Annotated in this window: 13 protein-coding genes and 1 pseudogene; 5 read left to right on the top strand and 9 right to left on the bottom strand. The window is 45.4% G+C overall.

Annotated features, from left to right (window positions below; all coding sequences use genetic code 11):
- Positions 1-54 precede the first annotated feature (54 nt).
- Complete coding sequence (locus HMPREF9439_RS05260; RefSeq protein ID WP_008864024.1) at positions 55-1,020, bottom strand: LysR family transcriptional regulator; 966 nt, start codon at positions 1,018-1,020, stop codon at positions 55-57.
- A 1,023-nt stretch (positions 1,021-2,043) separates the two neighbouring features.
- Between HMPREF9439_RS05260 and HMPREF9439_RS05270 the strand changes: the two genes are divergently transcribed.
- Complete coding sequence (locus HMPREF9439_RS05270) at positions 2,044-3,249, top strand: AAA family ATPase (protein WP_167535256.1); 1,206 nt, start codon at positions 2,044-2,046, stop codon at positions 3,247-3,249.
- A 379-nt stretch (positions 3,250-3,628) separates the two neighbouring features.
- On the opposite strand, the gene HMPREF9439_RS05280 is transcribed toward HMPREF9439_RS05270, so the two are convergent.
- Genes HMPREF9439_RS05280 through HMPREF9439_RS05290 form a run of 3 tightly spaced genes read right to left on the bottom strand, consistent with a single transcriptional unit; the run spans position 3,629 to position 7,236 of the window.
- Positions 3,629-4,879, bottom strand: coding sequence for an FAD-dependent oxidoreductase (locus HMPREF9439_RS05280; RefSeq protein WP_008864028.1), 1,251 nt, complete (start codon positions 4,877-4,879; stop codon positions 3,629-3,631).
- Entirely contained in the window at positions 4,860-5,495 is a 636-nt protein-coding gene (locus HMPREF9439_RS05285) for a response regulator transcription factor (protein WP_008864029.1), read from the bottom strand. Before HMPREF9439_RS05285 ends, HMPREF9439_RS05280 begins: the two co-directional genes overlap by 20 nt.
- A gap of 1 nt (position 5,496) precedes the next feature.
- Positions 5,497-7,236 (bottom strand): ATP-binding protein, encoded by a 1,740-nt coding sequence (locus tag HMPREF9439_RS05290; protein ID WP_167535257.1) that lies wholly within the window; start codon positions 7,234-7,236, stop codon positions 5,497-5,499.
- A 146-nt stretch (positions 7,237-7,382) separates the two neighbouring features.
- Here HMPREF9439_RS05290 and HMPREF9439_RS05295 point away from each other — a divergent pair, with 146 nt between their 5' ends.
- Both HMPREF9439_RS05295 and HMPREF9439_RS12910 read left to right on the top strand, forming a co-directional pair.
- Entirely contained in the window at positions 7,383-8,849 is a 1,467-nt protein-coding gene (locus HMPREF9439_RS05295) for an FAD-dependent oxidoreductase (protein ID WP_008864031.1), read from the top strand.
- A gap of 66 nt (positions 8,850-8,915) precedes the next feature.
- On the top strand, positions 8,916-9,542 hold the full coding sequence (locus HMPREF9439_RS12910; RefSeq protein WP_008864032.1) for a cytochrome c3 family protein: 627 nt from the start codon (positions 8,916-8,918) through the stop codon (positions 9,540-9,542).
- A 322-nt stretch (positions 9,543-9,864) separates the two neighbouring features.
- On the opposite strand, the pseudogene HMPREF9439_RS05305 reads toward HMPREF9439_RS12910, so the two are convergent.
- Positions 9,865-11,179, bottom strand: a pseudogene (locus HMPREF9439_RS05305) (anaerobic C4-dicarboxylate transporter).
- A 130-nt stretch (positions 11,180-11,309) separates the two neighbouring features.
- Entirely contained in the window at positions 11,310-14,762 is a 3,453-nt protein-coding gene (locus HMPREF9439_RS05310; RefSeq protein WP_008864035.1) for an autotransporter domain-containing protein, read from the bottom strand.
- A 389-nt stretch (positions 14,763-15,151) separates the two neighbouring features.
- Here HMPREF9439_RS05310 and HMPREF9439_RS05315 point away from each other — a divergent pair, with 389 nt between their 5' ends.
- Positions 15,152-16,075, top strand: a complete 924-nt coding sequence (locus HMPREF9439_RS05315) for a LysR family transcriptional regulator (protein ID WP_008864037.1) — start codon at positions 15,152-15,154, stop codon at positions 16,073-16,075.
- A gap of 339 nt (positions 16,076-16,414) precedes the next feature.
- Positions 16,415-17,236: an SGNH/GDSL hydrolase family protein gene (locus tag HMPREF9439_RS05320; RefSeq protein WP_040603435.1), complete on the top strand. Its 822-nt coding sequence runs from the start codon at positions 16,415-16,417 to the stop codon at positions 17,234-17,236.
- Positions 17,237-17,658: 422 nt separating this feature from the next.
- Here the strand turns inward: HMPREF9439_RS05320 and HMPREF9439_RS05325 are convergent, their stop codons facing one another.
- The 3 genes from HMPREF9439_RS05325 to HMPREF9439_RS13445 form a co-directional block, all read right to left on the bottom strand.
- On the bottom strand, positions 17,659-18,993 hold the full coding sequence (locus HMPREF9439_RS05325; RefSeq protein ID WP_040603436.1) for an anaerobic C4-dicarboxylate transporter: 1,335 nt from the start codon (positions 18,991-18,993) through the stop codon (positions 17,659-17,661).
- Positions 18,994-19,117: 124 nt separating this feature from the next.
- Positions 19,118-22,333 (bottom strand): autotransporter domain-containing protein, encoded by a 3,216-nt coding sequence (locus HMPREF9439_RS05330; RefSeq protein WP_244862394.1) that lies wholly within the window; start codon positions 22,331-22,333, stop codon positions 19,118-19,120.
- Positions 22,334-22,431: 98 nt separating this feature from the next.
- Positions 22,432-22,566: an ESPR domain-containing protein gene (locus tag HMPREF9439_RS13445; protein WP_244862395.1), complete on the bottom strand. Its 135-nt coding sequence runs from the start codon at positions 22,564-22,566 to the stop codon at positions 22,432-22,434.
- Positions 22,567-22,959: the final 393 nt, after the last annotated feature.

A 22,959-nucleotide genomic window follows, 5' to 3' on the forward strand; every position in this document is an offset into this window, starting at 1 on the left:
TAATAAACGTCTTTTCCCAAGACAGCTCCGGATCCTGTCCTAGTTGACTGCTTCTTATTCATTGAGGGCGGTCTGCCACTCTTCACTTAAACCTTTTTTAAGTTCCCGCTTTACCCAGTCGAAAGCAGGAGACTGATTGGTATTTCCGTAAACGATGTAATTTCCGATCGGGCGCTCTGCGCTGCGCATTTTCTTAATGCGGTTGATGACCTGCCGCGACAGCGTCATATAAGAGACGCCCGGAACCAGTTTGGAATACTGGCGTGTAAATTGGTTACAGACGACGGCCACCGAATCCGTGGACATCAGCAGGCGGAATGCTGCTGCGAGGCTTTCGGTGTAGTTCGATACCTGCATCTGAAGGCCCTTCTCTTCACATACGCCGACCAACAGAGGACAAGCCACATCGCTGTAATTGTCGATTTCCAAAAGCGGATATTTAGAAATATCATCGATCGAGAATTTCTTCTGTGTAAACAGAGGATGACCGGTTCTTCCGAAAAGATAGATGTCACTGGTTTCAGCGAAGCATTCGTAATTGAGACGCGGATCACCGAAACCTTCATAGACTATCGCGAAGTCCACTTCACCATTGATTAGCTCAGGGATGCAGTTGTGAGAGAGAATGCGGGTATTGAAGCGCATCTTCGGGGCTCTAGGGAGCAGCTTCTCATTGATCACTTTCAGCGTCGGAAAGCAGAACTCGTCATAGACACGAAGTTCAAAAGCCCCTTCCGAGGTAAATGGATCAAACTTGGAGTGCTGCTTATCCATTTTTCGGAAGAGTTGAACGATCTCGACCATCGTTTGCGAGATCTCAACGGCCTTCTGCGTTGGGCAGAAGCCGCTCTGCGTGCGAACAAACAGCGGATCGTCGTACATTTCCCGCAAGGAAGCGAGTGCACGACTAATCGCAGAATTGCTGATTCCGAGCTCAGTTGCAGCCTGACTTGCATTTCTTAACTTGAAGACTGCAAGAAAGATTTTGCAGAGCTGGTACGTTAACTGGTTAATTGTCATATTGGGGCTTCTTTGAAGTTGAGTCAATTATATGAAGCCGCCATCCTTAAGAATTTGATAATTATCAAACTTCTTAAAATTGATTTTTTCGAAAAAACCAATTTTTAATTTATGAAAAACGTTTTAAATCAATGTATTGAAAAGATCGTTTTGCAAGATAAGAAAAAATAAGAGTGATGATTTACCCCAATTTACTTTTGATTTATAAGTTGATCAAGATTTATGAGGGGATTGTGCTAATTGCTTTCTTTGTCACCCATGATTTCGCTTATGAATTCAATAGCATCTGAGGCACCGACTCCCGTCCCGATATGGAGGATTAATATTGACTGAAGGCCGTGAAATGGCCTCGTCAAAGGCGAAAACTTTCAAACGTCAGATGGCACGTAATCAAAAAATCTAATAATGACTTCGAGAGCTAAAAGGATTTTATAGTTCACGCCTTGATGTCGATTTGTTTTACCACTCGACGAAACTTAGCGTGAGTTTTGCCAAAATACTTATCCGGATCTTCCATCAGCCTGAAGAAGTGTTCCCAGCCTTCTTGAGAGAGGCAAAGAGTCTTGGGGGCGAGAGTTTTATTAAAACTCCAGCGCGTATTTAATCGTCGCCATGGGAAGGAAACTTTTCACTGACATCCCTATTCGCTCTGCTGTCTCTTTGACAATTGCATAAGATTCTTCGGGCAAAGAACCGTGAAAACGCTTCGATTTTGGCCTACCCATGACCCACACCTTGTCAGTTATTGAGTATTGATTAGCCATTAAGTTTTAAAGACCAGTTCATGGAATGAAATCGCACAAAGAGGTTATAAACATTGTCTTTACCCTGACAGTCGTTAAGTTTTTACCGTTTCTTCAGAAGTATCCTATATAAAAGTTAAATCACAAGATGTTATCTGATAATATTTTACATATATCGTGATTTTTTCTCTGAATATGTAGAAATATCAACGGAGGCAGAATGATTGTATCCATAACCATCAAGAATTGGATGTCTTTTAAGGACAAAACTTTTTTCACGATGGAAGCCGGAAAAGAGAAATCAAGTCGATCTACGTTAGCTGACTTCAAGCGGTTTCGTATTAAGCTGCTCCCGATCGCGGCTATTTTCGGATCAAATGGTTCCGGCAAATCTAATTTCATTAAAGCAATTTCATTCGTACAGCGTTTGTTAACAGAGCCGGAAAAAGGCGTTTTCTCCTCCAAGCCATACGCTTTCTGTTTTGACGAAAAATTAAGAAACGAGCCTAGCGAAATCGAAATCCAGCTAATGCTTGGAAAGTACGTTTACTCCTACTTCTTATCTTTCACGAACCAAAGGATTGTCAACGAATCTCTTATTCTCATTAATACTTCCTCAAGCAATCTTTTATTCAGCCGCTCCGGAACAAAACTTGAAACTGGCCCTGCCCTTTCCAAAACGATTCCCACTGAGTCTCTTCGTTTCATCCAGCCTCTTTTGGATAAGAATCAACCCGCTTTAAGCGTCCTTGGAGAAGCAAATATTGACCATGTAAAGGATGTATTCAACTGGTTCAAACATTCCCTCAGAATAATTACTCCTAATTCGATATCAATTAGTAAATTTGCAGAGAGCGACGGAGAGTTATGGGAGGATTTCGCATACCTTGACACCGGCATAACAAAAATCGGGTATCAGGATTGCAAAGTGAATTTACCCGACGAAGTCAGCCGATTAGCCAGAGATCTGCAAGACGGGGAATTTTTGTATTACAGAGATCCAAAGTCAGGTGCTATCAGAGTGGGCCGAAATTCTGACGGTCTCCTAATGCAAAAACTACTTGCCGTCCATGTGACTCGACAAGGGTATGAAGTAATTATTCCTGATCAAGATGAGTCCGAAGGCGTTAAAAGACTTTTTGACCTTCTACCGGCAATGAAAAACCTGAAAAGGCGCGACGCCTCCGTCACCTACTTCATTGATGAATTTGACAGAAGCCTGCATTCATTACTCACTGAGCATTTACTCAATCGCTTCTTATATTCTTGCGGCGCTGAAACAAGAAAACAATTAATTGTCACGACGCAAAATCCCTTTCTGATTAATCAAGATCTATTAAGAAGGGACGAGCTTTGGATTGCAAATCGAGAGTCTGATGGTTCCACGATTCTTTACCCTATGGCAGATTTCAGAGAATTAAGGTTGGATAAGGATATTCGAAAGAGTTATTTCGAAGGAAGAATGGGGGGATTACCAAACTTGTAGCCAAAGGGTTGTTTACTGAAACAAACAGGCGAGAACAAGAAAGTTTTTTAACTTCGACTTTGGATAGCGGCTAGGTCTTAGATCTTGGGAATCTCACAAGATGGGGAGACGCGAAACCAAAAGAAATTAAACGTCTCTTTCGAGTGCTTTTCATAAAGCTCAAGAAACAGGCGATGGAAATCAAAAGCGCCGGCCTGCCGCTAGGACAGTTTCCGGCGCCCGCCGTTAAGACGCACTTTTTAGAGCAAAACCCTACATTCCGATGGGATTCCACCACTCAGATAGGAGCACCCCCACCGTCTGTCAATGTTATAAGTGCAACGACATCTGCGTGGTCAACTATTATCGCGTTCTAACTGAAGAGGATGGGCGCTCCATTTCAAATTCTTAATACTTCGCGCGCACCGATTCTTGCAAAGACCGCAGCCGAAGCCAATCCTTCTCCAGAAGCCGATTTTTCACCCAATATTCCCCCGACAATTTCTCCCGCTGCGTAAAGTCCTGGCATTACTTCTCTTTCTCTATTCAGCACTTGTGCCTTTTCGTTAATGAGAAGGCCGCCTAATGAGCATTTCATTTTAGGAGAAACTTTGAATTGTTTTACGACTTCAAAGGGATATCTTAGAAAATAGGGATTTTTGCCAAATTCATCGTCAATCTTCAGACGGCAAGCTTTTGCATATTTATTCAAGGCTTCAAGAGGATAATTAGATTGTCGAGAATTACTTTCCCGCTTCACAGGACCAAGACAAACAAGGTCTGCTGAATGGTTATTTTGAAGGAGAATGGCCTCGTAAAGGGATTGAACGTCCAAATCCTCTCTGCAAAATCTTTTTCCTTGATCATTGAGAAGGATGAAATCAGCCGGATTGGACAAGAGCTCTTCAATTTCATTTGAATCCGAGCAAAGATCAAAAAAGCTCATATGTAAACACTCGGCGCCGATATGCACTGCCGCCGACAAAACGACTCCGTCGCAATCTCTGCTCCCGATGTACTCTGAGCCTGTCAGCAAACTGAATTGCGAAGTTACCATGCGTCGATTCGCCGCAAAACCTCCAGCGCAGAGCAAGACACCTTTCCGAGGCGTCAATTCAATTAGATCACCCTTCTTTTGGGCGATTACGGTTGGACATGAATTCGAATTTGTCTTTAATCCGATAACTTCACATCCATAAGCTACTGTGCAAAGAGACGATGAAAGAACGGACAGCAAAAATTCGATATAAGAAGCGCCTCCTCCTTCCAAAGGTTTATGACACCTTGGATAGAGTGTGCCTGCCTCCTGAGTTACTCTGTCGTCAAACTTAAAGCCCAAATGCTCTAACCAACTAAACGTTTCCTGTGCGCCATATGTGTAAGCTTGAAGCAGATTCGGATGACTTTTTCCGCGTCCCTGCTCCATCACATCCTGAAAATGCCTTTCAGGAGAATCATGAATATCCAGCGGGTACTGCCGTTGCGGATCGCAGGCGTTGAAAACGCCGTCAGAAAGCCGCGTCGTTCCGCCCGACCGATAGGCCTTTTCTAAGACAAGCACACGTGCACCCGCCTCTATAGCCGTTTTTGCCGCACAAAGACCGGCCATGCCGGCCCCAACAATTATGAGATCAGGCTTTATTGACATCATCGCTCTTAATCAGCATCAGTTTTTGTGCAAACTGCACAGCGTTTCGCACTCCGAACTTAGAAAACACGTTGGCACGATGAACTTGTACCGTTCGCTCCGTGATGCCCAGACGGTCGGCTATCTGCTTATTTAATAAGCCCTCGGCAATAAGTCGAGCGGTTTCTTGTTCTCTCGGACTTAACGAAGACCAATTTTGATTAACTTCCGACTTTTCTTTTGTCTTTTCTCGTCTGGTATGGTCCAGACGCACGGCCTTTTCGATTGCTACTAACAAGCTCTCGTCCTTTATCGGTTTCGGCAAGAAATCCAAGGCCCCGTTCTGCATGGCTTTTACGACCATTTCTATGTCGGCATGAGCACTGATAAAAATGACCGGAATTTTGTAGACAAAGCTGTTCAGTCGATTCTGAAGCTCTAAGCCGGTTAATCCGGGCATTCGAACATCCAGCACGACGCACCCGGGGACGGTTGGGTTATCATGCTCCAAAAAATCTTCCGCACTGCAGTAAGTTTTAACCAGCCAGCCATCGCTTTCAATCAGAAATTTATAGGATTCTCGGACACCAACATCGTCGTCAACAATCCTTACAACGGCAAAAGAATCTATGTCTTCCATCTTATCTTTCCTCTCTGACCTTACTATAGAGCCAGACAGTCACTTTAAGACCTGTAGGTGAATTTTTGGAAAATTCGACGTGACCTTCATAGGATTCGCAAATCCTCTTGACGATGGAGAGTCCCAAGCCTAGCCCTCCAATTTTTGTACTCTTCAAAGGCTCCCTTAAGTTTACTAAGGCTTCGTCGCTAATTTGAGGGCCGTTGTCAGCGACAGTAATCCGAACACCTCCGTTTTCCGGGCACAGCTCTAAAAGGATCTGAGGATCTTTAACGCAGCTCGTTGCTTCGATGGCATTTTTTACTAAGTTTCTCGCCACCAATTCAATTTCCAAGGGATCGCCTATAAAGTTCTGCTCTTCCCGACAATAAAATCGGACCAATGGGATATCTTGAGAATCTCGGTAATTTTCACAAATGGGTTTCAACAATTCACTGACCGAGAAGTTTTTCCAATCTGACGGCTTGCCTTTGGCGTATCTCTGGACGTGTTCAATAATTTCAGAGGCTCGGCCGCTCTCAGCCAACAGTTTTGATATGGCAAACGAAAGCGCGTCCTCGTCGAGATTCCCTTTCGACAAGCGTCTTTTCATTGCCAATGAATAGTTAGAGATGGCCGCCAGCGGCTGTCTAAGCTCATGCGCCACAATATTCGACATTTGGCCAACGATCGAAGCCTTCTCTAAATTATGGTAATGCTCTTCTGCCTTGAGGCGACGTTCGTTCGCTTCGAACAATTGACGTGTCCGCATGTTGACCAGCCTATTAGTGAACAGCGTATGCAGGAGCCAGCTGAAAAGCACCACACCGGCTAACGCCCACCAGACTAAATTCTCTTCGACGATTTCTCGCCAGGTTCTTTTTTTGAAACTCTTGTAGAAAGGATCATCCAAAGAAGTTAAAACTTGGTGCGTTTGACGGTAATCAGCCTGAGGCGCCCAGCTTAGTCCTTCTACCGGTCTCAAACTCTTAAGGAACGCCTCCAAGTAAACCGTTTCCTTTTTTCCGGCCTTTAACGTTGCCGCCATAACCCAGCCCGGATAAGTCGCCGTCGTGTGTCCTAAGATGTAGTCATCTTTTATTCTCGGCTCTAGAAGATTCATCCTCATCCGGATAGACTCCGGAAGCTTTCTGAAAGCAAGCGGATCAAGGGCTAAAGCGTCGATGGAACCGTTTTTAAGATCTTTTAGCCATTTACCATATTCCCCCGATATTCTCTTAAAGGTAGCAAAATCAGACTCTTTGAAACCCTGCATCTTGAATTCATTTAAGACTTGTACGCGTTCTTCGGGAGACGATTGTGCAGGCAGTCCGATAGTTTTGCCTTTTAAATCCTTAAGCGTTTTAACAGACAGATTTTGTTTGTCGACCAAAATTGCCGTTGAAGAAGCATGATCAGCACTAAATGACACGGCCGGCTTTACCGATGCAACTGCTTTAAGCCCACTGTATTTCTCCAGCGCGGCAAAAACAGAGGCAGAGGCAATTAGGTAATCTATATCTTTTAAAGAGCTCTGGTCTTTTAAACTTTCAAGCGAAAGGTATCGGAGCTCAGGTACTCGGGTTCGTTCTACTTGAGAAAGGCTTTTCAATGTCGATTCGATTAAAGGCCGAATCTCTTGGCTTCCCTCTTTCTGCACAGCGATGATCAGAGGCGTTCTGACATATTCATAAGAATATGAATTTGTACAAACCGTACAGAACGGTAAGAGTACCAATGTTAAACGGATGATTAGAGGCATAGGATTTTCTTTGAATCCTTTCATTATGAAAAAGGATGAAGTAAGCGTCAATTTCGTGTTTTACGTAGTCTTATCTCACAATTTTCGTTAGAAGAATGAATTTTTAAACTGGCGACGTTGAGTCAAACAAACACAAGGAGTAAAAAATGACAATCATCACAAAACGTCGTTCCTTCCTCACAGGTTCCATCGCAGCTTCCGCTGCCGCTCTCCTTCCTCTTACTGTGAAGGCAGAAGCTGCAGACAAAATTCAATGGTCTAAGACCTACGATGTCGTTGTCGTCGGTTCGGGCGGCGCGGGTCTTTCCGCCGGTGTCGCTGCAGCACAGAACGGCGCTTCCACCGTCATTTTGGAAAAAATGGATATCGTCGGCGGCAATACACGCATCACCGGGGGCGCCTTTAATGCCGTCGATCCTGTTGAGCAAGAAAAGAAAGGAATCAAAGACAGTGTTGAACTGCATGCCGAACAGACATTAAAAGCCGGTGATTATCGCGGCAATCCCGAACTCGTTCGAGAATTTACAAAACGCGCACCTGAAGCGCTCCAGTGGCTTAAAGACTGCGGCGTCGTCTTCCTTCCCGGCGTTTATCAAGTTTACGGCGGCCTTCATCCCCGCGCACACAGTTCAACCAAACCTTTCGGCCTCGGATACATTGAAGCTCTGGAAAACAAATGCAAAGAACTTAATGTACCCATCCTCCTGAATATGAAGGTTGTGCGCCTGGTTCGAGAAGGCAATTTATCCGGCCGTGTCATCGGAGTTGAAGTTCAGACAAAGCGCGGCAGGACTCAATACATCCGCGCACTGAAAGGCGTTGTACTGGCTTCCGGCGGCTTCAGCGCAAATCCTCAGGCTCGAGCCCTTCATGATCCGAGACTCTTTGATCTCCCGACGACAAACCACAAAGGCGCAACCGGCGACCTTATTGCTCCGGCACAAGACATCAGTGCCGAAGTTGTCGGAATGGACTACATCCAGCTGCTTCCGGGCGGCGCCACAACCGGAAGATTTATCGGTATGGTCAGTCCGGTTGAAAGCGTCATCTTTGTGAATAAGAACGGAGACCGCTTCGTCGCAGAAGACAAACGCCGTGACGTCATCGCGGATGCGATCTTAGGATCTCCGACAAAAGTCGTCTTCGGTATTCGAGATGCGGACGGCTACACCGCCATGAACAAGGGCGCAACCAAGGCTTTCAACGGCGCGTTTGAAATCGGCGACGCTTTCAAGGCCGACACTTTAGACGAACTGGCAGCAAAACTTCAGATTCCTGCTGAAAACCTGAAGAAAGCGGTTGAAACTTATAACAAAGCCGTCGACGAAAAGAAAGATCCTCTGGGACGCGACCCGAAGATGCTGATTCATAAGATCGAAAAAGGTCCCTTCTACGCGGGACGTTTAACGATGGCCGTGCACCACACGATGGGCGGCGTCGCAATTAACTCCCACGCTCAGGTTATGGATCGCCGCGGTCAGCCGATCCCGGGTCTTTATGCAGCCGGTGAAGTTTCCGGCGGCGTTCACGGCACGAACCGAGTCGGCGGAAATGCGGTTGCCGAGATCTTCACTATCGGCAAGATGGCCGGAGAAAACGCTGCTAAAAACTAAACGTCTCTGAAATCTATGCATCACTGAGCCGGAAGACATTCATCTTCCGGCTCCCGGAGCGCCATAATGAAAAAACTTTTACTCGCTCTCATCACTTCTGTTTTACCCAACCTTGTTTTTGCTCAAACCCAGTGCGGACAATGCCACTCAACCGCTGTCCCGCTTAGCAGCGAACATCCCAATGTGCAGCAATTGACTGCGACGGATTGTTCCAAATGCCACGCAAACAACGGAAAAGGAATTTTCCAAAAGGTTCATGAAAGCCACAAAGGTAAAGTTCCCTGCAATTCCTGCCACCTCACTAACCAAAATTCCGTGGTTTTACGCCAATTGAGCAGCGGAGAAACGATTTCGGTTTCGAAAGATGATTTTGAGCTTTATTCCGAATTGCTTAGCACTGATGAAGGCAGCGCCTCGAAATTGCATTTGTCTAAAGGTCTAACGTGCGGCAGCTGCCACAAAGAATCCGCCCCTCAGGAAGGCTCGACCGTCGACAATGACAGGTGCCTCTCGTGCCACGGCAGTTATGAAGAGCTTGCAAAGAAAACTCAGAAAGCTGAGAAATCAGACAACCCGCACAGCAGCCATCAAGGGAAGCTTGAATGCAGCCGCTGTCATGCCGGTCATTCGAAAACGAAATCCTATTGTTTAGAGTGTCACAGCAATTTCAATCAGAAAATGCCGGAAAATTGATTAATTACTTTCAGCAGAAGCTAAATGTAGGAATGAGGATCACTGCAGCAACTGCTATCAATCAAGAAAAAAATGGCAAAGTCCGAATCCAAACTAAAAAGCCGGGGATTCAAACTTTGCCCAAAAGCCTTTGAGAATCATCTCAAAAGCTACCCGAGGATATAGGAAGGATTTGTACCTATCGACCAAGTTGCCGCATTGGCAGCTCATTCTGCAAAAAGCGATAAAACAGGACTCAAAAAAATCGCTTCTGCCTAGAACACCCTATATCCTCCGAGATTCTTTAAGTGATTAAAGAGAGACGATCCCGTCCCCCTATTGATTAAACCAATCCGCAAACAGCAAATCCAAGTGCGACAGAGAAGAAGATCGCTAAAACACCGGGAATAAAGAAGGACCCATTTCCCGATATGTGTTGTACCCGTATCGTCCATCTGGACCGCGCCAAGCAATGTCGGATAAGTCGGAAGAACAAACAGTGCGGAGACGGCTGCAAAGCACGCAACCAGCATGTAGGAGTTATCCGGACTGGCAGCTGTAATACCAAGCGCTGCAACAACCGTTGGAGTGATTGCTTTAGCAGTAGCAGCCTGAGAGTACAGAAGCATAGCGGCCAAGAAAAACACGACGGCAAGCAGAGTCGGATATAGGCTGATTGTCTGGGAAGCAAAGTCTTTAATCTCTTTTGTGTGATCGGAAACAAAAGTATCTCCAAACCAGGCCACGCCGAGCACACAGATACAAGCAACCATACCGGACTTAAATATAGAAGTTCCGGCAGTGTTTCCTAGCTTAACTTTGCAAAGGATCGTGATGAGTGCTCCGACTGCGAGCATTAAGCTCATGATGGCTGCGTCACGAGGAACAATGACCGGTTTAATCAAACCGACAGCCGGAGAAATCGCAGAAGCATAGAAGACAACACAAAGAACACCAGTCAGGAAGATCCAAACAGAAAGTTTTGCTGAAGATGTAATCTTCATATCCTGAAGGCCGACAGGAGGTCTAACTAAACCTTCTTTCAAGCGTTCCTGATAGACCGGATCACTTGAGAGGTCCATCTTAGAAATGTGCGTCATGATGAATGAAGTAATCATGCAGCCTAAGAAGGTCGTTAAGATCCAAATTCCGAGCAGTTCAGGATAACTCCAGCCGAAAGGCTCTAAGACGCCTGTCATTTAAATGACGGCTGCAAATACCGGAGAAGCTGTAATCGCGATCTGAGAAGCGACCACTGCGATAGAAACGGAACCAAAGGACGGATGTTCTCGCCTTTTGCTACTTCCACAATCATCGGAATCATTGAGAAAGCAGTATGACCGGTACCTGCAAAAATGGTCAGAACATAAGTAACTACCGGAGCAAGATAGTTAATGTACTTAGGGTTCTTGTAGAGGATTTTTTCAGCTATATAGACAAGGTACTGAAGACCGTGGCTAACTGCACAGCAGAAATTGCTGCGATGACAGAAGCAATAATCAGGATAACGTCCCAGGGGATGCTGCCCCGTTTCATGCCGAGACAAAGGCCCAGGACTAACACGCCGGCGTAGCCGATACCGATTCCACCTAAGCGTACACGGATGAAGATCGCGCGCCCACAAGGACGATGATCTGAAGAATAACCATGATATCCATAAAATTTCTTTTATTAACTTTCGCTTGAAATAGACAGAGATATAACGAAGACTCAGAGCATTAAGAAAAAAGGGCCTCTGCCGCAGGAGCTCTTTAAGAGCCCCTGCTTTCTCAAGCAAAGCGTTGATTGTTAGAAAGCCAGTTTGAATGTCGCGCCGACACCGTTGGATTTAATCTTGCCGCCGTAAGCACCGTAGTAAGAAACGCCCAAGGCGGCTCTCTTACTGAGCTGGGCCTCAAGTCCGACACCGACTGCTGCGACCGCAGAAAGTTTTTCACTTCTGATCTTGGCGTTTAATGCGCCGGACTGAAGTTTTGCCTTACCGCGGGTATCGCCCATGTACTGAGTCCAGTTCACGTCTGCCACGGCTTTTAACTTAGCCGGGCCGACTTCAAACGGAACCTTAACGCGAGCGCCGAGGCTCGAAACCGCAAGATTCTGGCTTTCAAACTTAGTGCTGACTTTCACGCCTCCGATGTCATTGCTGAAATCATCGGTCGACAGATGCATCCAAGCCAAACCGGCATACGGTTCAATACTGACAGAACCAAAGTTCAAACCTGTATATGCCGCTTCACCAAAGATCTGAGCCACTTTAGCGTTGTAACTCGGGGAGGCTCTGAAAATCTGATCTTTAAAGAAGACTGAACTATTTGTGTCACGGTCCTGATGCGTGTAAGCAAAGCCATAGTCCAGACGAACCGGTTCAAACTTAGACTGTCCGTAGATACCGAAGTGGAGATCGTTCGAATCAATCTTTCCGTCGTGGCCGCCCTTGAACTTCGTCTTACCAGCACCGAAGAATACTCCCACTTTGTTGTTGGCATTGATGTCAGCTTCCAAACCGATCAGACCGGTGTAGAAGTCAGATTTCAATTTAGAGGCTCCGGAGCGGTCCATCTTAGACCAGTTGCTAAGACCGGATACCCAGAGTCGAGCACGGCCGCCGTCGACATCTGAGACACGAGCCGCTCCGTCAATTCCCATGGCCTGATCCTTAATAGCACGGGCCAGAGACTGTCCGTTGGCAACCGTCATGGCATTAGCAGTGACATGAATGTCATTGGCTAAGGAGCTCAGAGTTTTTCTGACTTCGTCTTTTGTGGCGTCAGCCAAGGCGCCAAGAAGAGCCGGATCAGCCGACAAGGCCTTGGCAACAGAAACTCCGTTGCTATTGGCTGCATAATCAGCAAGTGTCTTGTCGCCCTTCGAGAGAACACCGGTAAGTGTATTGCCGTCCAATGTAACAGTATGGTTTACCAATGCATAATCGGGTGTTACCAGAGCATTTTCATTGAAGCCATTAACGCTGTCGGCTGTTACGGTTCCAACCTGATCTTCACCCTTGTAGGCTTTCTCGAAAGCATTCCCGGTTAAAGAAATAACCGCAACGTGCGAACCGGGGTTAAATGTTAAGCTGCCAGCTTGTACATTTTGATCAGCAACAATCGCATAGGTACCTCCGTTATTGACAACAACGTTGGCCTTCTGCATCGGAGCTCTGGCGACGCCGACAAGAGAATTAAGCAGTCCCTTCTGAGTGAAATTATCATTGAAGCTCGACAAGATACCGAAGACTCCACCGTTAACATTAACTGTTCCGGAGCCGAAGGATTCGGAGAAACCAAACAAACCGCCGTCTTCAACCGTGGTACCTCCGGTATACGAGTTATTACCGGTCATAACCAGCGTGCCGGAACCTCGCTTCACCAAAGATCCTTTATAGAGATCGTGGTCGATTCTGTTTTGGATCGCTTGGGCACGGCGTTTGTAATACTCAGTTCTCCATTGTCTGGCCTCCTCTTGCGAAATAATATGGTTCGTCAGATCTGTATCACCATCGCCTACGACAAAACCGTTACCCAGCTCATATTCTCCGACTGTATCCGTACCGTTCTTGGTTGCGGCCATCCATGCGTTATCCTCTCTTTCTCGCTGTTTTAACGCCACCTCAGAAATATCATTCGTCCACACATCTAAGGGAGTTGAATTCAGGTTGTAGTCAAATTTACCCAAAAACTGGCCCGGCCCATGCATTCCTTTTTCCAGATCCGGAACGCCCCATCCCATTGCATCAGAAACTTCTCCCTCAAGCGGAGTCGTCCCATCTTTGTTGCTCCAACCAAGCATATCCGTACCGTCAGGATTCTTATGATTAGCGGTAGTAAACATGACATCGCGGACTTGAGGTGCACTCATACTTTGATAACGCGACATTAAGACACCCATCGCTCCTGCAACATGAGGCGCTGCCATAGAAGTACCACTCGAATATCGATATCCTGCCGGCTCCCCTGTTGTCATGTCTACATTTGTTGAGTAAATATCTCTGCCCGGAGCTGCGACTGTCCACCATTTTCCTAATCCTGCCTCATTGAAAGTGTCATAGAGAGTATAGGTATCAGGATTTCCCGCCGTCCCCGGAACCCGACGCAATCCAGCTACTGCTATCCACTGACCTTCAGCTTGAGGATTAAAGTACGGGAATAAAGGCCGGTAAAACGGGTTGTTCGAATCTCTATTGCCAGTAGTGAAAATCTGGACTACATTTGTACCCCTAACAGCATCCCAAGCAGCGTCTACAAAACTTTTATCCATGCCTCCATAAGTTTTGTTGTGGTAGAAGAATTCATATTCCGCTTGAGCAACGTTATTGGTCGGAATGTGGCCTGAAAAAGAGAGTCTCAAGTCGCCGTCTTGAGGCGCTTCCGTCGTGCCGGCATTTACCTGATTCATTACGTCTTTGGCTTCAGAGACTGTCGGTAACTGGTTTATCGTTCGCCACTTGTCTGCAGCTGCGTCGTATTGCTGTACTACTGCCACGCGAACATTTGTTCCCCAGGAATTGTTTATCACACCACCCCGCTCAGTTCCGTTGTCGGCGACTAATTTGTCTGCCATGGCTTTCCAGCCTTGGTAGAAATATTTGTAATCCTGAAACGGTCCGTAATTATTACTGTCCGTTGCGCCTGTATTGCCTACAAGAACATCAGATCCCCAAGAAACACCATGCATACCGATGCCATTTCTACTTGCTCCGACAGTGCCTGTCACATGAGTACCATGTCTGTCGTTGACGTCTTTTATCCAATCGCCTGTAACATTAAAGGCCTCTCCCTCACTAAAAGGCGCTCCATTAGAAGAAGTGGGCGTTTCTCCTGGGTAAATCGTGGTTAACACAGCTTGCGGATAACGATTTCCATTCGATCCGTATGTTCCGGACACAACAGTTCCCGTGATACGTCCTCCAGACAAATCCGGATGGGCAAGAAGTGCCCCGGAATCCATGACTCCAACAGTTAATCCTTGACCAAAAAAGCCAAGAGAATAAGCAGAGGAAGACTTCATAGCCTCAAGACCCCAATCTGCCTGATATTCAGGGGTTTCCCAGGAAGACTTATCGCCGACCACACCGGTTTCCACGTAGGCAGCAGAGGCGACACCTCCCATCACAAACAGGGCTGCGGCGACACAAAGACTAACGGAAGATTTTGTGCTTTTGCCGTGAGAAGTTTGAATCTCACTGGTCGTGACAAAAGACTGCCGAACATCGTTCCATATCGTCCTAAATGCTTTATTCATTATTTAATCTCCTTTGATTATCCATAAAAATGGAATTGAGAGAGATAAATAAAAAGCTCCTCATGTCTTTATTTATCTAAGCAAATCTCTCCCTTTTAGTCTTTAGGATTTAAGAAAATTAAACATCGGTAAAAATGCCAACAAAAAAACTAAATTTTGATTATGTTTTATCAATTTAATCAACACGTTTCACTATTTTTATAAATTGTTGATTTATTTTTATTTATTTGAATTTTAAGGATAATTTAATAATAACAATCCATAGTTGTTCAAATAGACAATTTCATTAAAAAACAAATAGAACAATTTATTTAGAGCTTTAATTTTATTGATCGAAGTAATAGGATTGAGCTTAATTTTATTGGACATTACCATTTAGGAGATCTGCAATGATTGACTCTAATTTACCTATTTTTATTTCTGTCGCAGATTTAGGAAGTTTTTCTAGAGCGGGATGTCAATTAAAAAAAAGCCCTCAAACCATTTTTAGACAAATTTCTTCCTTCGAAAATAAAATTGGGATAAAACTTTTTGACAGAAGCCCAGCCGGAATGAAACTTACCCAAGCCGGGCGTTCCTTCTATAAGGACGCAAGGTTTCTTCAGTCCTTCGCTAAAGAAGCCGTAAAGAGAGCGAAAAAAATCGAAAAGAACTCAGAAAATCTTATTCGAGTTGCCTTTTCGCCTTTAACCCCAGTCGCGTTTCTAAAACAAGTTTGGCCAGTAGTTATGAAACAATATCCGAACCTGCGTGTCGAGCTTGTTCCGTTTGAGAATGAAAAGGTCGTTGAGGCAGATATTATCAGCCACTTAGGAAACGAAGGTCTGGTCGATATCATGCTTACGACCTATGACGAGAACTTCTTAATTGAGAAGAAGTGCACCGCACTCAAGTTAACAGACTTATCGCTTTCCATCGCAATGTCATTGAATCACCGATTGGCGAATAAAGACAAATTAACCATCGAAGATATTCGATCCGGAAGAGAATCTCTCTTATTAATGAGCCGAGACCTTGTCAAAGGTTATAACAGCGTCAGGGAGATTTTTCTTAAGGACAACTTAGTGAGAAAGGAATATTTCGACTCGTTAAATATGGAAATATTGAATCGGTGCGCGAGTTCGGGTTCCTTGCTTTTAGCTACTAATGCCTGGACGTTCTCCCATCCGCTTCTCAAGTCCGTACCTTTAGAAGTCGATGAAACCATTCCATTCGGTGTTATTTATTCCAGGCATCCAACCGAGCAAGTTAAAAAGATCCTGAAGATCATAGAGTTTGTAAATCTAGAACAAAAGCATTTTGAACTTTGGTAAGTTTGAGGAACACTGCCAGTGTCCTTATATGCATCGTCTCGTTGCGGTCCATTCAGTCTAAAAAGCCTGTGCTGCAGCGAGTTTTATTTGCTTGAATCTTGGAAAAATCCGCCTTGACAGACCTCTAAATACAATTTTTATTGGCCGTATTAACAACTAAATTACTCGTTTTCCCTGTGACAATAAAATTCGAGGGCTATTACGATAAATCCTGAGCAAATGATAGCCAATACAGGTGATGAGCTTCACGGAAACACCGCGGCAAACAAGCCAAACACCGCCTGGTAGAAGGAATTCATTGCTGCTCTTAACAACATACTGCCTTTTAAAGGATTGCTCATGAAAAAACTATTTTTAGCCACACTTCTCTGTTCTTTATCATTGTCTGTGTGTGCCGCCGATTATTCCGTCAAACCAAAAGTAACTGAGTTAACACAGACGCCAAGCCGAGTTCTCTTGGTCGGAAACTCCTTCATGTACTACAACTGCGGGGTCAACAGTTATATCAGCGGCCTAAGCAAGTCTTTAGGCATCAAGTTAAGCACCACAATGGCGACCATTGGCGGGGCCGGGTTGGATTGGCACCTAGTAAAGACTTATTTACGTAAGGATGGCCTTGCAAGCTATTCAACGCTTAACGACGGAAGCAACAAACTGAGTTTCAACAAATATCCTGACGGAAAAGTTTTTGAAGCTGTTGTGCTTCAAGACAATAGCCAAGGACCAATCCATCCGGAATTATCAAAGTTTTTTAAGAAATACGCAGCAATTCACAGTAAGGACATACGAGAAACCGGAGCAGCACCTATTTTCTTGATGACTTGGGCCTATGCAGATAAACCGGAAATGACCAAACAGTTAGCTGATGCAACCACTGCGGTTGCAAACGAGAACAATGCATTGGTCATTCCGGCCGGCCTTGCTTTTGCTAACGCATTAAAGCAGCGTCCAGATTTAAAACTGACTGTTGCTGATAATCGTCATCCAACGGCCGCCGGCACATATCTTGAAGCCGCAACGATCCTAGCCGCCTTGACGAAAAAATCTCCGGAAGGCGCTTCTTTTTTAGGCGGCTGTGAGAAACCATTAAAAGAAAAAGACGCAGCGTTTTTGCAGCAAGTGGCCTGGGATACCGTAAAAAATTTCTATGGATGGAAATAATCTCGGCTAGTAGTTCAACTCCAGTTACGGTATTCACGCTAATAACTTCGCGTTGAACAAAAAGGAGGGATGCTAATTATTTCGTTAGCCTCTCCTTTTTTCTTACAGTAAAAGATCCTTTTAACCCAACTAGCCGCGGCACACATATAACAGAACGCAGGCGCAAAAAAGAGGCAAAGGTATCGAAGCCGCAGGCTTCTCCGCCTTTGCCTAAAACCTCGAGATCTCGAGGCAGACAGGAGAATTTTCTAACCTAATTAATAGTTTTATCTACGAATTTTCGGTAGACACTCACACAACAATAGGCGATAGCCAAAACCACCATCGTCAGCATGTAGAGAACGATGCCTGCCTTACAAATCCACAGAAAGATTGCGGTCATGACGATTAGAATAAATATTGCAATTGAAATTGATGTCCTTTTAGATGAATCCGCAAACCACAAATCCTAAAGCCACCGAGATGAAGACCGCTAAAACTCCGGGCAAGAAGAATGAATGGTTGAAAATCCACTTACCGATGCGAGTAGTACCTGTGTCGTCCATTTGAATGGCTCCGAGTACCGTCGGATAGGTTGGAAGCACAAAGATTCCGGAAACTGCCGCGAAGCATGCAACCAGCATGTATGAATTATCCGGATTCGCTGTCGTAATGCCGAGAGCGGCAATAACCGTCGGCGTAATACCTTTTGCCGTAGCCGCCTGAGAATACAGAAGCATTGAAGCCAAGAAAAACACAATTGCAAGAAGCGCCGGGTATTGGCTAATCGTGTGCGAAGCAAAATCCTTAATCTCTTTGGTATGGCCGGAAACAAACGTGTCACCAAGCCACGCAACTCCTAAAACACAGATACATGCCACCATTCCGGATTTGAAGACTGAAGTTCCTGCCACATCACCAAGCTTGATCTTGCAAAAGATAGTGATGAGCGCGCCCACTGCCAGCATCAAACTAATGATCGCTGCGTCTCGGGGGACGACAACCGGTTTAATAAGACCAACTGCCGGCGAAATAGCAGAGGCGTAAGCAACCACACATAAAACACCTACCAGGAAGATCCAAACAGACAATTTGGCTGTGGGAGTAATGACCATTTCCTGGAGGCCAACAGGCGGTTTAACCAAGCCTTCTTTCAGGCGTTCCTGATAAATAGGATCTGAAGACAGATCCAGTTTGGAGATGTGCGTCATGATAAAAGCGGTCAGCATACAGCCCACGAAAGTGGTGAGAATCCAAATTCCAAGCAGCGTCGGATAACTCCAGCCAAAAGGTTCCAAAGCGCCCGTCATGAATATAGCGGCAGCTGAAACCGGAGAAGCTGTAATAGCGACCTGAGAGGAAACTACCGACATCGACAGCGGGACAGAAGGACGGATGTTTTCGCCTTTAGCTACTTCAACGATGACAGGAATCATTGAAAAAGCCGTATGACCGGTACCAGCAAAGATCGTTAAGACATAGGTTACGATCGGCGCAAGATAGTTGATGTACTTCGGATTCTTGTAGAGAATCTTTTCAGCAATGTAAACCAGATACTCGAGACCGCCGGCCAGCTGCATTGCGGAAATAGCCGCAATTACCGAGCCGATGATCATGATCACGTCCCAAGGAATATTGCCCGGTTTCATCCCGAGACAAAGTCCCAGTACTAATACACCCGCACCGCCTGCATATCCGATGCCGATCCCGCCGAGACGAACACCGATATAAATAGCTCCTAACAGAACAATGAGCTGAAGAATAATCATGATATCCATAATTTTTCCTTCTATTAACTTTATTGAGATCGAAAAAAGGAAGCGGCAGAGGGCCAAGGGGAAATCGCCCTCTGCCAAGGGGCCAATTCAAACCAGGGCCCCTTCCTCCAAGATAAAACTTTCTTTAGAAAGCAAATTTGAATGTGGCGCCAACGCCGTTGGATTTGATCTTGCTGCCATAGGCACCGTAATAGGAAACTCCCAGAGATGCTCTTTTCGCCAATTGAGCTTCAAGGCCGAGTCCGACTGCTGCAACAGAGGACAGCTTGTCACTTTGGATCTTGGCACCGACTCCGCTGCCGATCTTGAGAGTAGATTTACCGCGAGTATCACCCATAAACTGAGTCCAGTTCACATCCGCAACCGCCTTGAATTTAGCGGCTCCAACTTCGAATGGAACTTTCACACGCGTACCGACATTCGTGACCGCCAGATTCTGACTATCAAACTTAGTCTTCACATTCTGACCGGCATACGTATCTGAGAAATCGTCGGCAGACAAATGCATCCAAGCCAATCCGACATAGGGCTCAATATTTACCGTGCCGAGATTCAGACCGGTATATGCTGCTTCTCCAAAGACCTGAGCGAGTTTGGCGTTATAGCTGGCCGAAGAACCGAAGCCTTGACTCTTATAGAACAGCGCTCGATTGGAATCTCGGTCCTGATGAGTATAAGCAAAACCGTAACTTAAGCGTACCGGATCCAAATTCGACTGGCCATAAATACCGAAATGGAAATCCTTGGAATCAATCTTGCCGTCATGGCCGCCTTTAAACTTGGTCTTACCTGCGCCGAAGAATATGCCAACCTTATTGCTGACATTGACATCTGCCTCAAGACCAATCAAGCCGGTATAAAAATCTGACTTCAGCTTGGATGCTCCGTCACGGTCCATTTTCGACCAGTTACCAATTGTGGACATCCACAATCGAGCCCGACCGCCGTCAACTTCCGCAACTCGAGCCGATCCGTCGATCCCGATTGCCTGATCTTTAATTTCTCTCACTAAAGACTGGCCGTTTGCAATCGTCATCGCATTGGCTGTCACATGAATATCATTGGCAAGAGAAGCAATCGTTTTTCTTGCCTCAGCTTTTGTCGAATCCGCCAGCCCTCCTAAAAGATTGCTGTCGGCCATTAGAGCGTTGGCCACCGCAACCCCGTTAGATGTCAAAGCATAATCGGCGAGCGTTTTATCACTTTTGGTCAGGATACCGGTTAAAGTGTTTCCCTCCAGTGTCACTTTATGATCCACTAAGGCGTAGTCGGGCGTAACAACAGCATTTTGGTTAAAGCCTTCAATTTTATCGGCTGTCACAGTTCCGACTTGATCGATGCCGTCGTAAGCTTTTTCGAAAGCATCATTTGTTAATGATGTGACCGTAACCAGCGATCCGGGATTAAACGTCAAATTTCCGACTTGAACGTCCTGATCAGCAACAATTGCATAGGTGCCCCCGTTGTTCACCACTATATTGGCCTTCTGTATCGGAGCTCTAGCAATGTCGACGAGCGAATTGAGCTGACCTTTTTGAGTGAAATTGTCATTGAAACTCGACAAAACACCAAACACTCCGCCGTTAACGTTCACATTTCCCGAACCAAAAGATTCCGAGAAACCATACAGAGCACCATCTTCGATTGTGGTTCCTCCGGAGTATGTATTGTTACCGGTCATGATTAACATACCGGAACCGCGTTTCACTAAAGAGCCTTGATAGAGGTTATTGTCGATCTTGTTCTGGATTGCCTGTGCACGCTTCAGAAAATACGCAGACCTCCATTTTTGAGCATCGTCCTCTGAAATTACATGATTCGTAGCATCACTGTCGCCATCAACCACGACGAAATCATTCCCAAGCTCGTAACTTCCGCCCGTTGATGCATCTGTTCCGTTTTTGGTTTTTGCCATCCATTCCAGATCTTCTCGCTCACGTTGTTTCAGAGCGACTTCAGAGATGTCATTCGTCCAAACATCTAACGGAGCAAGATTCATGTTGTAATCAAATTTGCCCAACAACTGACCCGGACCATACATCCCTTTATTCAAATCAGGAACGCCCCAACCCATTCGGTTTGAAACCTCTCCTTCAGGCACTGCCCAAGTCCGAACAACTGCTCCGGATGCATCCACTTCAACATTTTCCCAACCAACCATATCGGTTCCGTCGGGATTCTTATGATTGGCAGTTGTAAACATCACTTCTCGGACCTGAGGGGCTGTCATGCTTTGATACCGGGACATCAAAACACCCATTGCTCCGGTCACGTGAGGCGCGGCCATGGAAGTTCCGCCCCAAGTTTGGTAACTCGGAGAACCTAGGTCTCCTACCGGATCGCCGTTCGAATCTGTTCCGGTATTAGGCTCAACATAACTGCCGTCAACAACCGCAGATGAATAAATACGGGAGCCGGGGGCTGCAACCGTCCAATATTTTCCTAATCCGGCTTCATTAAATGATGAAATCAATTCATACCGGTCGCCTCTTTTCATCAGTCCTGCAACCGCAACCCAATTATTTTCCGCTTCCGGGTTAAAGTAAGGATAAAGAGGACGGTAGAAAGGGTTGTGCATGTCGCGATTTCCGGTTGTGAACACCTGAACGACATTTGTTCCTTTCACTGCATCCCAAGCCGCATCAACGAAACTCTTTATTCCCTTTGCGCCGTAGATTTTGTTGTGCAGGAAATATTCATACTCGGCCTGAGCAACCGTATTCGTCGGGATATGAGCCAAACGAGGTCCGATTCTGAAATTAACGCCGTCGACTTTATTCAAATCGGATACCTTCAAATTCCCTGCGTCCGTCCAATTCCCGCCAATCATCTGCTGCAATCGGTATACGCGGATATTTGTTCCGAAAGAATTGTTTATAACGCCGCCTCTGTCCTTACCGTTATCTTTGACGAGCGCATCAGCCAAAGTTTTCCAACCGTTGTAGAAAAAACCGTAGTCAAGGAAAGGACCGTAATTGCTGTCATCGGAACCTCCTGTGTTTGCGCTATAACTTGTAGAATTCCAAGCTACGCCGTGATGATTGGCTCCGTCACGATTCGCAGCAATTGTTCCTAAAACGTGAGTTCCATGGGAATCATTTACGCCAAGAATCCATTTCCCCGTCGTATCAAATGATTCATCTTTCGTGTAAGCGCCATCAAACACAGCCCCTTGCGGGTAACGATTACCGGTCGATGTATATTTTCCCTGCTGTGTGATATAGCGGAACCGCTCTCCATCAAGCTCAGGATGAGTATAGAGAAGCGCTCCAGAGTCCATCATGCCTAAAGCTGTCTTTTGACCGTTATAGCCAAGAGAGTAAGCTGCAGATGCGTTCATAGCCTCAAGCCCCCAATCTTTCTGATATTCGGGGGTTTCCCATGACGATGTACTTCCGATTACGCCGGGTTCAACATATGCTGCTGACGCAACTCCGCTCAACGTAAAGAGCGCCGTCCAATGCAAAGACTAAGAGAAGATTTCGTTCTTTTGCCGTGGGATGTTTGAATCTCACTGGTCGTGACAAAAGACTGTCGAACATCGTTCCAAATAGTCCTAAATGCTTTATTCATTAATTATCTCCTTTTAGATCCATAAGAATGGAATTAAGGGACATGTATAAAAATAGCTCCTCATATTTTTAAATACACAAGCAATTCCCTCTTTTATAGTTTTCAATACTTTTAAATAAAAGACATCAGGACTAATTCTTATAAATTTACTTATTTTCTTTCATATTTAACCAATTTAAGCAAAAGGTATGAGCAAGATTAATTAAACGAGCTTCAATTTATCAAAACAAATGTGACAATTAAATTTTTACGCTGTTTATGAAGTTATTGCTTATTCTTACAACAATTTCATAACAAAGAAACAAGTAGAAATAATTCGATTATGACTTTTAGATAGCTAACTAATTACCAGAACGATACCAATAAAAATTCCAGAACTGTTAATTCTCCAAA

The sequence above is a fragment of the Parasutterella excrementihominis YIT 11859 genome (assembly GCF_000205025.1).
Taxonomy (GTDB): Bacteria; Pseudomonadota; Gammaproteobacteria; order Burkholderiales; family Burkholderiaceae_F; genus Parasutterella; species Parasutterella excrementihominis.

Coding starts and splice junctions, on each gene's coding strand:
- HMPREF9439_RS05320 (WP_040603435.1), top strand. CDS start 16,415: ATGAAAAAACTATTTTTAGCCACACTTCTCTGTTCTTTATCATTGTCT.
- HMPREF9439_RS05280 (WP_008864028.1), bottom strand. CDS start 4,879: ATGATGTCAATAAAGCCTGATCTCATAATTGTTGGGGCCGGCATGGCC.
- HMPREF9439_RS05315 (WP_008864037.1), top strand. CDS start 15,152: ATGATTGACTCTAATTTACCTATTTTTATTTCTGTCGCAGATTTAGGA.
- HMPREF9439_RS05285 (WP_008864029.1), bottom strand. CDS start 5,495: ATGGAAGACATAGATTCTTTTGCCGTTGTAAGGATTGTTGACGACGAT.
- HMPREF9439_RS12910 (WP_008864032.1), top strand. CDS start 8,916: ATGAAAAAACTTTTACTCGCTCTCATCACTTCTGTTTTACCCAACCTT.
- HMPREF9439_RS05270 (WP_167535256.1), top strand. CDS start 2,044: ATGGAAGCCGGAAAAGAGAAATCAAGTCGATCTACGTTAGCTGACTTC.
- HMPREF9439_RS05325 (WP_040603436.1), bottom strand. CDS start 18,993: ATGGATATCATGATTATTCTTCAGCTCATTGTTCTGTTAGGAGCTATT.
- HMPREF9439_RS05260 (WP_008864024.1), bottom strand. CDS start 1,020: ATGACAATTAACCAGTTAACGTACCAGCTCTGCAAAATCTTTCTTGCA.
- HMPREF9439_RS05290 (WP_167535257.1), bottom strand. CDS start 7,236: ATGCCTCTAATCATCCGTTTAACATTGGTACTCTTACCGTTCTGTACG.
- HMPREF9439_RS13445 (WP_244862395.1), bottom strand. CDS start 22,566: ATGAATAAAGCATTTAGGACTATTTGGAACGATGTTCGACAGTCTTTT.
- HMPREF9439_RS05330 (WP_244862394.1), bottom strand. CDS start 22,333: ATGAACGCATCTGCAGCTTACTCTCTTGGCTATAACGGTCAAAAGACA.
- HMPREF9439_RS05295 (WP_008864031.1), top strand. CDS start 7,383: ATGACAATCATCACAAAACGTCGTTCCTTCCTCACAGGTTCCATCGCA.
- HMPREF9439_RS05310 (WP_008864035.1), bottom strand. CDS start 14,762: ATGAATAAAGCATTTAGGACGATATGGAACGATGTTCGGCAGTCTTTT.